Here is a 13,781-nt window from a genome sequence, read left to right as displayed (position 1 = left end):
GACCGTAGACTCGGCCCATGTCTGGACCTGGGGGAACGAAAACAGTCCGCGTCGCTGCGGCACTCATTGTTGGCATGCTTGTGGCCGGCAGCGTGGCCGCCTGCGCCTACGAGGACGACGGCGATCCGCGGCCGGCGGCGGCCGGGCAAAGCCACCGGCCGGCGCCCGCCGCCTCGACGAAAGATCCGGGGGTTCTGGGCGTGGAAGCGAGCAACTACGCCGAGCTGCATAAGCGTCTGGCCGAGGCGCCAGGGTCCGCGCTCCTCTCCGACGCCGGTCCGGCGGACGGGCCAGGGGTTGGCTTCACCAAAGCCGCAACGGTGACGGTCGCCGGTCCGCACACAGTCACCGCGGCCTGCGTGGGCATCCCCCATGCCCAGATCTATCTCTCCCAGAACTCGCTGGCCGGAACAGAGCACACGGTGGTGGAGGTCGATTGCTCGCGAACCCAATCGCAGGTTGTCCAACTGCAGAAGGGCTACGTCAGTGCCCAGTTGACCCGCCCGGACCCGACCGGCGCCTGGACCGGGGCGGTCGCCGGAATCAAAGTCACGGGCCAGTGAGGCTGACGAGACTGGTGCCGACTCTGCGGGACGTGCATTGGGCACCGCTCAAGGGCTGCCCGCTGTTCATCAGGTTCTTCGGCGGCATGTTCGCCCTCATTGGGGTCGGGTTCGTGGTGGGTTCGTTCATCTCCGCTTCAGCGTTGCCATGACCGCGAACTCCGGAGGCAAATGGCAAGAATGGCTGCGGCGCACACCCCTGTGGGTACTGGTTCCCGTGATTGCCGCGGCGCTGACCGCAGTGCAGCTGGGCACGAGGCTCCTCAGGGGCAAGGAGGTCCCGGCTGAGGACGTCCTTGCATACGGCGCCTTCGGGGCGGCAACCGGAATCTTCACGCTGTGGTCGGCCTTCCGCGCCCGGGCGAAAGAGCGGACACTCCCTCCCGGCTCGCCCACCGCAACGAACATCAGGACGGCCATCTCCACCGGGCAGCTGCCGGAGGAGGCATCCACGGAACAGTGGGAACCGGAGCCTCGCTAATCCCCACCCTCGCGCTTTCCAAACCGTACCGGGCCTGAGGAGCCAGCCGCCGTCCAGCCTGGGCGTAAGCCGCTCTCATCCCTTCCCATCCAAGCTTTGGGGACACGCAAAAGACGTGATTACCCTGGCTGCCGGCGGTCGAACCCTACGATGGTGAGGATGAAGTCCATCCGGAAGGCCTCGTACGCATCCGCCGTGGCCCTGCTGCTCGCGGCCTCGCCGTTAGCCCTTGCGTTGCCCGCGGCGGCCGGGCCCTGCAAGCCGGCCGGCCTTCTTCCCGTGAAGATCTGCCCCGCCTCGCCGACGCCGGGCCCACCGTCCGCTTCCCCGACGCCCAGCGCGACTGCCCCGGGCAATGCAGCGCCGCCGTCGGACCCCGCACCGTCCCAACCGCCGTCACAGCCGCCGTCTCAAGGCCAGGTTCCCGGGCAGGTCGCGGCTCCGCGGACGCCAGGCCCCGCCCCCTCCGTCAGCCAAGGAGCCCCCACCCCACCGGCCGCGGGTGCTGTTCCGGCCCCAGCTACGGCGGGCACGCCCGCGCCCCAGTCACCGGATGCGGGCCAGGGCTCGGAGCCCTCAACGGCGAATCCTTCCGGAGCGGCGGCCGGCCGGGTTGGTCCCGGACCCGACGGGCAAGGCGGTCTCGCCGGAGGATTACTGCTGGCGCTCAGCGGCCTGCTCATAGGCCTTTCCGCGGCCCTTGGCCTCCGCCGGCCCGCCTGGCCATGAAACGGCCGCCGAACCGTCACAGTGAACTGTGTGGTTCAGCGGCCGCGAATGCACATCGATTTGTCAGACCTTCTCGCGGGACCGGTCGCGCACCTTCTCCGGCTCTTCGACCGTGAACTCCTTGCTGCGGCGGGGGAAGGCCCAGAACCTGAATTCCGGCGCCTCCGCCCGGGTCTTCGGGCGATCCTCAGATTCCTTTGCGGCATCCTTCCGGGTATCCCGCCAGGAATCCCTGTTGTACGAATAGCACATCACTGACCTCCTTCATGGTGATTGCCTTTTAATCGTCCTCCCGATCCGCTGGCGCGTCGATACTTCAGGACTGCCCTTTGTGCCTGGGTGGCAGGCTGGCCCCGGGGTTCCAGCGGATGGGTCTGCGCCGTCGGCCGGCCTTCCCGCCGGCACGGGCCGCGGTTAGACTCCATCCAATGCACCACTGAGACCAATGGGGGGAATCATGGAGTTGCTCATCCTGGGCATTGCAGCCGTTCTCATCGTGATCGCGACCATCATCCGTGACCTGCGGCAAAAGTCCTGGCGCATGCGCACCGGCTCCGACCCGGAATCGGAACGGGCCCTCAGGGATTTCATGCACGGGAGGACCGTTGGCCTCTCGCATTTCGTCGGCCTCGACAACACCGGTCACCGCCGCTGACGCCGCTCCCCCCTTGCAGCCACCCCTGTACGCTTTGTGCCAGAACAGAATAGAACAAGTGAATGCGCCACGCCCCGCAAAGGATGAACAGCCATGACCGTCCCGCCCAACGCCTCCGCCCCTGGCCCCGGCTGGTATCCGGACCCGGCAGGCTCGGGCCGGCTTCAGTGGTGGAACGGTTCGGCCTGGACCGGCCAGTTCAACGCACCCCAGTTCCAGGCGACGGCGCCCCGGCACCCGGTGGCACCGCGCAGGCGCATCAGCGACCGGACACCGGTCTACAACGCGTACATCTGGACAATTGTGGCCCTGCCGCTCATGCCGCTCATCCTGCTGATGTTCTGGAACCCTGTGCTCCGGCTGCGCACCGTGGGCCCGCGGCAGATCCAGACAATTGATCCGGCGTCGATTTTCACGGCGCCTTACTTCCTCTTCATAGCCATCAGTTTCGTGGCCTACGGTGTGTCCGCACTCCTGGCGTACCTGGACTGGGACCGGCTGCGCAAGGACGGCGTTGTCCGGCCGTTCCACTGGGCGTGGGTGTTCCTCAGCAGGGATGTCTACGTGATTGGCCGCTCCGTGATTGTCCACGAGGTCGCCCCGCGGCGCGGGCTCGCCCCGGTGTGGGTCACGATCAGCGTCGTATTGCTCACGGCGGTGCTCACCGGCCTCAAAATGTCAGCCATCGTAGCCACTCTGGCGAACCAGGCCGTAACGGTGTAGGCAGCGTCAATCCAGGCAGCGGCCAACGTGCCGGGGCTGATCCGATCGCCAGCGTCCTGGCTCCTGAAACGATCCGTCCGATTTCGGCAAAAACAGGGTCTTTAGTCCCTTTTGAGAGTCAATGCAGGGGCGTTGACTGGAAAGGTGCTCCGGGCAACTGTTCTGGAGCGACAGGTCCTGCAGACCCGGGCCGACAACAATGCCGGCCAGAGAGCCCGACGCGACCACCAAAGATGACATTCAGATCTCCCGGTGCCCTCACTGAGGATCGCGTCAGCAGACACGGAATCATGGGCCCCCGGCAGCATGCCTGCGCGGCCCGCCCCGGGGCCAGGGAAATCGATCTCCGTAAGGACCAAGTTTCATGAACAAGGCTATTCGCATCATTGGAACAACCGCGGTGACCGCCGCACTGGGCCTGGGCGCCAGCGCCCTTCCTGCCAGCGCCACTGCTACCACCTCTACCGCCTCCGCCAGCTCCTGGAGCCAGTCCTCATTTGAGAACCGGCACCACATGCGGGACAACAACCGGCACGACACACGCAATGGCTGGTGGGACGGAGAGAGCCGGTGGCATGACAACGCCGACGGATGGGGTTGGCGCGACGATCATGGCAATTGGCGTGACGACAACGACCACCGCGGCTCGTGGACGGGCCGGGACGGCTGCCGGCATGACAAGGACGGGTTCTGGGACCATAACGGAAACCGGCACGACAACAAGAAACACAACCACCACAGGAACCCCTGGTGACCGATCACCCCTGAAGGCCTCGAGAACGGGATTCATTGGGACGGCGGGAAAACCCTGCCGTCCCGTTCCCGTTTCCCCCGAGGCGGGGTGGCTAATTCAACGGGGTGGCCCCGGCAGCGGCGCCCGGCTCGGCGGCCGTGACGATGGCCTTGGCCTCCGGCGAGGAGGACCTGGTTGCCAGCACCCTGACCACGGCCTGGAGCTCCTGGCGCAGCAGGTCGGGGTCAATGGGCGTGGCGGCGAGCACGGAACGTTCCATGTCGGCGGCCGCGGCAACCGCCTGGCGCCCCTGGTCAGTCAGCGACACCACGTGGCTGCGCCGGTCGGAGGTGCTCCGGTGCCGCGAAATGTGGCCGTGCGCTTCCAGCCGACTCAGTGTCTTGCCCATCGTCTGGGCCTGGACCCGGACGAGCTGGGCCAATTGGGCTTGCGTCATCGGCCCATTCGCCGAGAGCACCTCCATGGCGATCACCCCGGCATGGGTCAGGCCAATGGCCCCCAATTTTTCGTTCCAGGAGTGTTCTACAAGACGTGCTGCCGTGGACAATAGGCGGCCCGTGGGCCAGCGATCCATATCAGGCATACCCAAGAGTATAGCGAGCAGCGGATTCGTCCGGCGCCGATCGCGTCACTACGCTGGATTACCACCCCCATTTCATGACGAACCTCATCAAGGAGACACCCGTGCCTGAGCGACTCACCGCCGGTGCCACAGCACCGGATTTCACCCTCAAGAATGCCGAAGGACAGGACGTCAGCCTGCGCGATTTCCGGGGCCGGAAGACCGTAATCTACTTCTACCCGGCAGCCGCCACGCCCGGATGCACCAAGCAGGCCTGCGATTTCCGGGATTCCCTCGGCGCGCTTCAGGCCGCAGGCTATGACGTCGTGGGCATCTCCCCCGACCCCGTCGGGAAGCTTGCGGCGTTCGCGGCCGCCGAAGGGCTGAGCTTCCCGCTGCTCTCCGACGAGGACCACTCCGTCGCCGAGGCCTACGCGGCCTGGGGCGAAAAGAAAAACTACGGCAAGACCTACCAAGGCCTGATCCGCTCCACGATCGTGGTCGACGCCGACGGCCAGGTTGCCGTCGCACAGTACAACGTCCGGGCCACCGGGCATGTCGCCAAACTTCGCCGGGACCTAAACCTCGACGCCTAGTCTCCGGTCCGTCCGCCCGCGGGCAGCTTTTGCAACCGGCAAACCGGCAGTAGGTACAATAGAGCCTGGCGTCCGCCGCCGGGGTTCTTTCCCGGGACGACGACGGCGCCGCGCGCGAGTGGTGAAATTGGCAGACACGCAGGATTTAGGTTCCTGTGCCTTCGGGCGTGGGGGTTCAAGTCCCCCCTTGCGCACAGAGAGAACCCCGGTCTTCGGACCGGGGTTCTCGTCGTTTCCGGCGCTGTTCCGGGGTTTTCAGGAGTTTTGAAGCCGCCAAAAAGAATTTCACATCCGCACCCATCCGTTTCCTCCGGGCAGCCGAATACCCATTGAGACACCAACCAAGGGTCGGTGCCCAACAGTCGGGAAAGGGCCGCAGCGGCAAAAATTCGCCGCCGGCAAACATCGGCACAACAAAGGAGAAACCGAAATGCAGAACATCAAGCGCACCACGTTCGCCGTTGCAGGTATCGCAGCTGCCGCCATGCTCAGCCTCACTGCCTGTGGCGGATCCAGCGCCTCATCGGCCCCCGCCTCCTCGGCACCGTCCTCCGCACCGGCGGAATCCAGCATGGCGTCCCCCTCCACGAGCGCCTCCGCCGCAGCCATGGATCCGGCCGCCAACCTCGTCGGCTCGGGCTGCGCCGCCTACGCCGCCCAGGTCCCCAGTGGTGCCGGCTCCGTCTCCGGCATGGCGCTTGACCCGGTAGCCACCGCGGCGTCCAACAACCCGATCCTCACCACCCTGACCGCCGCCGTTTCCGGCAAGCTCAACCCCAAGGTCAACCTGGTGGACACGCTCAACGGCAGCGAATTCACCGTCTTCGCCCCGACGGATGACGCCTTCAAGAAGATCGATCCGGCCACGATCGAGGCCCTGAAGACGGACGACGCCACGTTGAGCAAGATCCTGACCTACCACGTGGTCCCCGGCAAGATCACCCCGGACCAGATCGTCGGCACCCACAAGACGGTTCAGGGCGGTTCGGTGACGGTCACCGGCACCAAGGATGCCCTCAAGGTTGACAGCGCCAACGTCGTCTGCGGCGGCGTCCAGACCGCCAACGCCACTGTCTACATGGTGCACCACCAGGTGCGGGCCTCCGCTTTTTTGCGCTGCCGTGCGCCGTGCGGCGGTGTGCCACAAGAGCTGGCGGACCCGGCCGTCAACTAGACTGGGGCTGGTCCGCAGCCGGCGGACCATCCAGTTCCCAGAGGTGATTCTCGAGTGCCCAGCAGTACAGTGCCCAGCAGGACAGTGCGGCGGATTGCCGCCAGCATCGGGGCCGCCCTCCTCGTCCTGCCGCTCGCGTCCTGCACGGGCAGCCTCGGCCCGGCACCGAGTTCCCCCACCGCCTCTGCCACCGCCAGCGCGGCACCTACGGCGGTTTTCACCTTCGGCACCGGCTCGGAGCCGCTCGGACTCGATCCTGCCCTGGTCTCCGACGTCGAGTCCTACCGAGTCACCCGGCAGGTACTGGAAGGCCTCGTCGGCGTAGACCAGACCACCGGCCAGCCCACGCCGCTGCTGGCCACCGAATGGTCCCAGAGCGATGAAGGCCGGACCTACGAGTTCAAGCTGCGCGGGAACGTAAAATTCCAGGACGGGACGCCGTTCGATGCCGCCGCGGTCTGCACCAACTTCAACCGCTGGTTCAACTTCTCACCGGCCCTCCGCGAACAGGCCACCGGCACCACCTTCAAGGGCGTCTTCAAGGCCCATGCGGACCAGGCGCCGCTGTCCATATACAAGAACTGCACCGCCGTTGCGCCGGACAATGTGCGGATCGGCCTCACCCAGCCCTTCACGGGTTTTCTCCAGGCCCTTACCCTCCCGGCCTTCGCGATCTCTTCGCCCAAGGCTCTCGCTGCGGAGAACGCGGACGTCCTGAACCAGAGCCGGGGCGGGCAGCCGGTGTCCGCCTACGGCCTCCACCCGGTGGGCACCGGGCCGTACGTTTTCGACTCGTGGGACTCGGGCAGCGTCTCCCTGGCCAGCAACAAGGACTACTGGGGGGACAAGGGACAGATCGGGACCATCAAGTTCGTGACCTACGATCACCCGCAGACCCGGATGCAGGCGCTCCTGGACGGCAAGATCGACGCCTACGACGCCGTCACCGTGGGAAACTTCGACCAACTGGTCAAGAGCGGAAAGCAGATCATCCAACGGGACCCGTTCTCCGTGATGTACCTGGGCATGAACCAGCAAGTCCCCATCCTGCAGAACCTCAAGGTGCGCCAGGCGATCGAAATGGCGCTGGACAAGGACACGCTGATCCGCCGGTTCTTCATCGACAACACGGCCCAGGCGTCCCAGTTCGTTCCGCCCAAGCTCAGCGGCTTCAACAACAATGCCGCGGCGCTCGGCTACAACCCGGGCAAGGCCAAGGAACTCCTGGCCGAAGCCGGCTACAAGGGCGAGGAGCTGAAGTTCTACTATCCGCTCAACGTCACCCGGCCCTACCTGCCGACGCCGGAAAAGGTGTACGCCGAAATCAGCCGGCAGCTGACCGCCGTCGGGCTCAACGTCAAGCCCGTACCGGTGGACTGGGCTGACGGCTACCTGCAGAAGGTCACCTCCCCGGGCGACCACGCCCTGCACCTGCTGGGCTGGAACGGCTCGTATTCGGACCCCGACAATTTCGTGGGCCCGCTCTTCGGCGAGAACACCGGCGAATTCGGTTACCAGGATCCCCAGGTCTTCTCCAAGATCGCCCGGGCCCGGGGCCTGCCGGACGGCAAGGACCGCACCGAGGAGTACCAGACCATCAACGGACAGATCGCGGCCACGGTGCCGGCGGTTCCCATTGCCTTCCCGATCTCGGCCCTGGCGCTCTCGGACCGGGTGCTGAAGTACCCGGCGTCGCCGGTGCTGAACGAAGTTTTCACAAAGGTCGAGCTAAGGCCTTGACGCCCGGGGCCAATTTCAGTTAGTGGGCGGTGCGGGATATTCTGTGACAGCCAGAGCCGCTGCTATCGGAGACTGATTGTGACTTTCATTTCCAAGACCCAACACGCCGACGTCGTACTGATTGGCGGCGGCATCATGAGCGCCACGCTCGGCGCCTTCATCAAGCAGCTTGAGCCGAACTGGACCATCTCGCTCTTTGAGCGGCTGGACGAGCCGGGACTGGAAAGCTCCGACCCGTGGAACAACGCCGGCACCGGACATGCCGCCCTGTGTGAGCTTAATTACTCCCCCGCAGCCAAAGACGGCTCGGTGGACCCCGGCAAGGCCCTGAACATCAACGAGCAGTTCCAGCTGTCCCGCCAATTCTGGTCCCACCTCGTCTCGAACTCGCTGATCGGCTCCCCCAAGGGCTTCATCAACACCGTTCCGCACATGAGCTTCGTGATCGGCGAGGACCACACCAAGTTCCTCCGCACCCGCTACGAGGCACTCAAGCCGAACCCACTGTTCCGTTCGATGGAGTATTCCGAGGACCACGCGCAGATTGCCAAGTGGGCCCCGCTGATCGTCAAGGGCCGCGACCCCAAGCAGCGCGTCGCGGCAACCCGCGCCGCCGAGGGCACCGACGTCGACTTCGGCGCCCTGACCCGCGAGCTGACCACATACCTGGGCAACAACGGCGTGGAGATCAACTACGGCCACAACGTCAGCGACATCAAGCGCGCATCCGGCGGCGGCTGGGACCTGTCGCTGAAGCACGCCAAGAGCGGCGAGCACGGCTCCATCCACGCTAAATTCGTGTTTGTCGGCGCGGGTGGCGGGGCACTGCACCTGCTGCAGGCCTCCGGCATCCCGGAAGGCAAGGGGTTTGGCGGCTTCCCGGTCTCCGGCCAGTTCTTCCGCTGCACCGACGAGACCATCGCTGCCCAGCACAGCGCCAAGGTCTACGGCCAGGCATCTGTCGGCGCCCCGCCCATGTCCGTGCCGCACCTGGACACCCGCTACGTCAACGGCAAGCGCTCCCTGCTGTTCGGCCCGTACGCCGGCTTCTCCACGAACTTCCTCAAGAGCGGCTCCTACCTGGACCTGCCGCTGTCCATCCGCCCCTCCAACATCATCCCGATGCTGGCCGTGGCCAAGGACAACATGGACCTCACCGCCTACCTGATCAAGGAAGTCGCCAAGCGCCACGGCGACAAGGTCGAGGCCCTGCGGGAGTACTACCCCGAGGCCAAGGACGGCGACTGGGAGCTCATCACCGCCGGCCAGCGGGTCCAGATCATCAAGAAGGACCCGAAGAAGGGCGGCGTGCTGCAGTTCGGCACCGAGGTCATCGCCGGACGCGATGGCACCATCGGAGCCCTGCTCGGCGCATCCCCGGGCGCGTCCACCGCAGTGCCGATCATGATCGAACTGCTCCAGAAGTCCTTCCCGAAGAACTTCAAGGGCTGGCAGTCCAAGCTCAAGGACATGATGCCCGGCTACGGCGTCAAGCTCAACGACAGCCCTGAGCTCGCCGCCAAGCTGGAGGCCGCGACGGCCAAGACGCTGCAACTCGAACAGGTCACCGCCAGCAACTAAGCCGGGGCCCGGCCGCGGCTGGTTTACACTGCTGGTTTGGGACCGCTGCAACCCGTGACGTCCCCGTTTTTGATGTCCCGTAGTGCAGGACGCCCCGACCCACCAGGAGACCATGAGATGTTCCGGCTCGCAAAGCTGTCTCTCGCCAACCGGGCCCTGATCGCGCTGATCACGGTGTTCGCTTGCGTTTTCGGCGTGATCACGATGTCCTCGCTGAAGCAGGAACTCATCCCCTCCATCGAGTTCCCGCAGATCACCGTGATCTCCTCAATGCCCGGCGCGTCGCCGGAAGTCGTGGACAAGCAGATCAGTGCCCCGTTGGAAAAGGCGCTGAACAGCGTCGAGGGGCTGGAGTCGACGTCGTCAACGTCCCGGAACGGCGTTTCGCAGATCTCCCTGGCGTTCACCTACGGCTCCAACCTGGACCGGGCCCGGAACCAGATCGACCGCGCCATCTCCAACGCCAAGCAGGCCCTGCCGAAGGACGTCCAGCCGCAGGCGATCGCCGGGAGCATCAGCGACTTCCCGATCGTCTTCCTGGCCGTGTCCTCGGACAAACCGCTCAGTGAGCTCAACGCCGATCTTGCCCGGCTCAGCGTCCCTGCGCTGCAGAAGCTCGACGGCGTGCGCGGCGCCGACGTGACCGGCGGCGCCACGCAGCACATCCAGATCCTGCCGCGGCCCCGGGACCTGGCGGCATCCGGCGCGAGCCTCCAGTCCATCAGCGACGCGCTGAAGAACAACGGCGCATTGGTTCCGGCCGGCACCATCGAGGAACAGGGCAAGACCCTCTCGCTGCAGATCGGCAGCCCGGTGGACTCCCTCGACGCGATCAAGGCCCTCCCCCTGGGCGCGGCCCGCGATGCGGCGACGATCGGCAGCGTGGCGGATGTCAGCCTGGTCGAGGACGCCCGCACGTCAATCACGCGGACGAACGGCAAGGAAACCCTCGCCCTGTCCGTGACCAAGAAGCCCGAGGGCGACACCGTCGCGATCTCCCACGCAGTCAAGGACGCCATCCCGCAGCTTGAGGCCGAGCTTGGCTCCAATGCCAAATTCACCCCGGTCTTCGACCAGGCGCCGTTCATCGAGAAGTCCATCAAGGACCTCACCACCGAGGGCCTGCTGGGACTGGGCTTCGCCGTCCTGGTGATCCTGGTGTTCCTGATGTCCGTGCGCGCGACCCTGGTCACGGCCGTGTCCATCCCGCTGTCCCTGCTGATCACGTTCATCGGGCTCTCGGCCACCGGCTACTCGCTCAACATCCTCACCCTTGGCGCGCTCACCATCGCGATCGGACGCGTCGTGGACGACTCGATCGTGGTCATCGAAAACATCAAACGGCACCTGAGCTACGGCGAGGACAAGATCACCGCGATCGGGACCGCCATCCGCGAAGTCGCCGGTGCCATCACGGCGTCCACCCTGACCACTGTGGCCGTCTTCCTGCCCATCGCCTTCGTCGGCGACCTGGCCGGCGCGCTGTTCCGGCCGTTCGCCCTGACAGTGACCATCGCACTGATCTCCTCACTGCTGGTCTCGCTGACCATCGTGCCGGTGCTGGCCTACTGGTTCCTGCGCACTCCCGCCGTCACCGGCTCTCCGGCTTCTGCCGCTGGCATTGCCACCAAGGCGCACGAGGCCGAGCAGAGCACGCTCCTGCAGCGCGGCTACCTGCCTGTCCTGTCCGGCACGCAGCGGCACCCGGTCCTCACCCTGATCGCCGCGGCCCTGGTGCTTGCCGGTACCGTGGCGATGTCCCCGCTGCTCGCCACCGACCTCCTGGGCCGCTCCGGCGAGAACAGCATGACCGTCAAGCAGGCCCTGCCGGCAGGGACCAGCCTTGACGAGGCCAGCGCCTCGGCGATCCGGGTCGAGGACACCCTGCGGGGCATCGACGGAATCAAGGACGTCCAAGCCACCACCGGCAACGCCCAGACCGGCTTCTCGGCCCTGCTCTCCTCCGGCGTGTCGAATTCGACGTTCACCGTGGTGACGGACGAGAAAGCCAACCAGGGCAAGCTCCAGGAGACCGTCCGCCGCGAACTCTCCAAGCTCGGCGACGCCGGAAAGATCACGGTCGGTTCCCAGCAGGGCGGCTTCGGCACTTCGTCGACCGTGGACATCACCCTCAAGGCCGCCAGCACCGCCGATCTCCAGACCGCCAGTGACGCGATGGTCAAGGCCATGGACGGTGTTCCCGGCAGCAGCGAGGTGGCCACCAACCTGGCGGCCAGCCAGCCGGTGGTCCAGGTCAAGGTGGACCGCGCCAAAGCCGTCGCGGCCGGCCTGAACGAGGAGCGCGTGGCCGGGGTCCTGGCCGCCACGATCAGCCCGATTCCGGCCGGGACGGTCCGCATCGACACCAACGACTTCCCGGTCCGGATTGGCGAGGGCACCCGCTTCACGAGCATCGAGGCCGTCAGGGACATCCCGCTCCCGACTGCGGCCGGCGCCGTCCCACTCGGCCGCATCGCCTCGGTGGAGCAGGTGGACGTCCCCGTCTCCATCACCGCCAGCAACGGCCAGCGCACCGCGCGGGTTTCGGTGACGCCGTCGGGCTCCAACCTCGGCGCGGTCAGCACCGAGGTGCAGAACCGGCTCAAGTCAGTCCAGCTGCCGCCCGGGGTGACCGCCACGATCGGCGGCGCCACGACGCAGCAGGCCGATTCGTTCCGCCAGCTCGGACTCGCGCTGCTGGCCGCCATCGCGATCGTCTACGTGATCATGGTGGCTGCGTTCAAGTCGCTCGTGCAGCCGCTGATCCTGCTGGTCTCCGTCCCGTTCGCCGCGACAGGCGCAATCGCCCTGCTCGTGGTGACCGGCGTGCCGTTGGGCCTGCCGTCGCTGATCGGCATGTTGATGCTCGTGGGCATCGTGGTGACCAACGCGATCGTGCTGATCGACCTCATCAACCAGTACCGCCAGCCGCGCAACGGCGAACCCGGGATGAACGTGGCTGACGCTATCACGCACGGCGCCCGCCAGCGCCTCCGCCCCATCCTCATGACAGCGCTCGCCACGGTGTTCGCCCTGACACCAATGGCGCTGGGACTGACCGGCGGCGGCGGCTTCATCTCCCAGCCCCTGGCGATCGTGGTGATCGGCGGCCTGATCTCCTCCACGGCCCTCACACTCATCCTGGTCCCGGTGCTGTACCGGCTCGTGGAAGGCCGGCACGAGCGCAGGGCGCTACAGAAGCCGCTGCGCCGCGGACGCCATTCCGGGCCGGCCGTGACCGAAGACTTCCCCGACGACTTCCCCGAAGACGCTCCCCTGCCAACCGGTTCGCACTAGGAACCAGAACCAGGCGTCCCTGCCTTTTTCCGCGATGCCCGGTGGGTCCCGTGGGCTGCGTTCGCTGCAGCACGGGTTGCGTGGGTCCCGTGGGCTGCGTTCGCTGCAGCACGGGTTGCGTGGGCTCCGTGCGTACCCTTGGAGAGTTTAGGCCGGCCGGCAGCTGCCGCGGCTGAATCCCGGTGACGGGGCCCGCGCGATGCCAGGGACGCGAGGGTTGCGGATGCGGCGGGGTTCATCACCTCGCGGGCCGGGTTCCCGGAAAACGTTGCACCTTCCGGGACATCTTCGCCTTTCATCAGAAAGGCGTCGGCGCTGAGGGACGAACCCTCGTGCATCGTCGCCCCGTAGTTGACCCAGCCATCGACGCCAAGGGAGCAGTGGTTGCCGAACACGATGTAGTCGGACTTGAACGCGCCGTCTTCCATGGAGTGGCCCTGGACGTGTGTTCCCTCGTTGAACGTACAGTGATCGCCGATCGTGACGAGGGTTTTTTCCGGCATGTTCAGTCCGGCGTCGTAGAGCCGTTTGCCCACCTTGACGCCCAACAGCCTCCACATCAGGGACTTGAACGGGGTTCCATTGAACGGCGCCCCGGCCAGCAGCTTCCAGAGACGCTCATGCCGCCAGAAGTACCGGTCGTAGATGGAGCAGTATTCCGGCTTCAGGCGGCGGAAGCCCATGACCGAACGCTCCACCAACGCGGTAAACAGCACCCGGAACACCAGCAAGCCAAGCATTGCCCCGGCGATGGCCAGCACACCGAGGAAGCTGTGCGCCGAAACGGCAACAGCGCCGGCAAGTGTGGCAGCGAGCAAGAGGACCCATTTCACGGAAAGGAACAGCACCATGCTCAGGATGTTGTGCCGGTTCTTGGCCGCGGCCGCCACCCGCCCCCACTCGTACCTCCGCGTACCCGTCACGCT

Annotated in this window: 15 protein-coding genes and 1 tRNA gene; 12 read left to right on the top strand and 4 right to left on the bottom strand. The window is 66.2% G+C overall.

Going from position 1 to position 13,781, the window contains the following annotated elements:
- Positions 1 to 17 precede the first annotated feature (17 nt).
- The 3 genes from AC1DXI_RS06580 to AC1DXI_RS06570 are packed head-to-tail and all read left to right on the top strand — an operon-like array spanning position 18 to position 1,044.
- Positions 18 to 563, top strand: a complete 546-nt coding sequence (locus AC1DXI_RS06580) for a hypothetical protein (protein WP_476937949.1) — start codon at positions 18 to 20, stop codon at positions 561 to 563.
- A complete protein-coding gene (locus AC1DXI_RS06575) occupies positions 560 to 715 on the top strand; it encodes a hypothetical protein (RefSeq protein WP_476937948.1) in 156 nt (51 codons plus the stop codon). The genes AC1DXI_RS06580 and AC1DXI_RS06575 overlap by 4 nt, the downstream gene beginning before the upstream one ends.
- The gene (locus tag AC1DXI_RS06570; RefSeq protein ID WP_476937947.1) at positions 712 to 1,044 is read left to right on the top strand and encodes a hypothetical protein; all 333 of its coding nucleotides are present in this window, start codon (positions 712 to 714) and stop codon (positions 1,042 to 1,044) included. The genes AC1DXI_RS06575 and AC1DXI_RS06570 overlap by 4 nt, the downstream gene beginning before the upstream one ends.
- Positions 1,045 to 1,163: 119 nt before the next feature.
- On the opposite strand, the gene AC1DXI_RS06565 is transcribed toward AC1DXI_RS06570, so the two are convergent.
- Positions 1,164 to 1,400 (bottom strand): hypothetical protein, encoded by a 237-nt coding sequence (locus tag AC1DXI_RS06565; protein WP_476937946.1) that lies wholly within the window; start codon positions 1,398 to 1,400, stop codon positions 1,164 to 1,166.
- Between the two features lie 436 nt (positions 1,401 to 1,836).
- Complete coding sequence (locus AC1DXI_RS06560) at positions 1,837 to 2,025, bottom strand: hypothetical protein (RefSeq protein WP_476937945.1); 189 nt, start codon at positions 2,023 to 2,025, stop codon at positions 1,837 to 1,839.
- 205 nt (positions 2,026 to 2,230) lie between these two features.
- Between AC1DXI_RS06560 and AC1DXI_RS06555 the strand changes: the two genes are divergently transcribed.
- The 3 genes from AC1DXI_RS06555 to AC1DXI_RS06545 all read left to right on the top strand — a co-directional run bounded on the left by AC1DXI_RS06555 (position 2,231) and on the right by AC1DXI_RS06545 (position 3,905).
- Positions 2,231 to 2,428: a hypothetical protein gene (locus tag AC1DXI_RS06555; protein ID WP_476937944.1), complete on the top strand. Its 198-nt coding sequence runs from the start codon at positions 2,231 to 2,233 to the stop codon at positions 2,426 to 2,428.
- A 93-nt stretch (positions 2,429 to 2,521) separates the two neighbouring features.
- Positions 2,522 to 3,151, top strand: a complete 630-nt coding sequence (locus tag AC1DXI_RS06550; RefSeq protein WP_476937943.1) for a DUF2510 domain-containing protein — start codon at positions 2,522 to 2,524, stop codon at positions 3,149 to 3,151.
- A 364-nt stretch (positions 3,152 to 3,515) separates the two neighbouring features.
- Positions 3,516 to 3,905, top strand: coding sequence for a hypothetical protein (locus AC1DXI_RS06545; RefSeq protein ID WP_476937942.1), 390 nt, complete (start codon positions 3,516 to 3,518; stop codon positions 3,903 to 3,905).
- Positions 3,906 to 3,996: 91 nt separating this feature from the next.
- On the opposite strand, the gene AC1DXI_RS06540 is transcribed toward AC1DXI_RS06545, so the two are convergent.
- On the bottom strand, positions 3,997 to 4,479 hold the full coding sequence (locus tag AC1DXI_RS06540) for a MarR family winged helix-turn-helix transcriptional regulator (protein WP_476938115.1): 483 nt from the start codon (positions 4,477 to 4,479) through the stop codon (positions 3,997 to 3,999).
- 110 nt (positions 4,480 to 4,589) lie between these two features.
- Between AC1DXI_RS06540 and bcp the strand changes: the two genes are divergently transcribed.
- The 6 genes from bcp to AC1DXI_RS06510 all read left to right on the top strand — a co-directional run bounded on the left by bcp (position 4,590) and on the right by AC1DXI_RS06510 (position 12,855).
- On the top strand, positions 4,590 to 5,063 hold the full coding sequence (gene bcp, locus AC1DXI_RS06535) for a thioredoxin-dependent thiol peroxidase (RefSeq protein WP_476937941.1): 474 nt from the start codon (positions 4,590 to 4,592) through the stop codon (positions 5,061 to 5,063).
- A gap of 112 nt (positions 5,064 to 5,175) precedes the next feature.
- Positions 5,176 to 5,257: transfer RNA gene (locus AC1DXI_RS06530), tRNA-Leu, on the top strand.
- A gap of 236 nt (positions 5,258 to 5,493) precedes the next feature.
- Entirely contained in the window at positions 5,494 to 6,237 is a 744-nt protein-coding gene (locus tag AC1DXI_RS06525; RefSeq protein WP_476937940.1) for a fasciclin domain-containing protein, read from the top strand.
- An 84-nt stretch (positions 6,238 to 6,321) separates the two neighbouring features.
- The gene (locus AC1DXI_RS06520) at positions 6,322 to 7,977 is read left to right on the top strand and encodes an ABC transporter substrate-binding protein (RefSeq protein ID WP_476938114.1); all 1,656 of its coding nucleotides are present in this window, start codon (positions 6,322 to 6,324) and stop codon (positions 7,975 to 7,977) included.
- Positions 7,978 to 8,055: 78 nt separating this feature from the next.
- Positions 8,056 to 9,558: a malate:quinone oxidoreductase gene (locus AC1DXI_RS06515; RefSeq protein ID WP_476937939.1), complete on the top strand. Its 1,503-nt coding sequence runs from the start codon at positions 8,056 to 8,058 to the stop codon at positions 9,556 to 9,558.
- A 117-nt stretch (positions 9,559 to 9,675) separates the two neighbouring features.
- Entirely contained in the window at positions 9,676 to 12,855 is a 3,180-nt protein-coding gene (locus AC1DXI_RS06510) for an efflux RND transporter permease subunit (protein ID WP_476937938.1), read from the top strand.
- On the opposite strand, the gene AC1DXI_RS06505 is transcribed toward AC1DXI_RS06510, so the two are convergent.
- Entirely contained in the window at positions 12,852 to 13,778 is a 927-nt protein-coding gene (locus tag AC1DXI_RS06505) for a hypothetical protein (protein WP_476937937.1), read from the bottom strand. The two genes, AC1DXI_RS06510 and AC1DXI_RS06505, sit on opposite strands and share 4 nt — an antisense overlap.
- Between the last annotated feature and the right edge of the window lie 3 nt (positions 13,779 to 13,781).

This window comes from Arthrobacter sp. P1_H7 (assembly GCF_056405215.1).
Note: the sequence above shows the minus strand (reverse complement) of the source record. Positions and strands in the feature narration are given on the sequence as shown.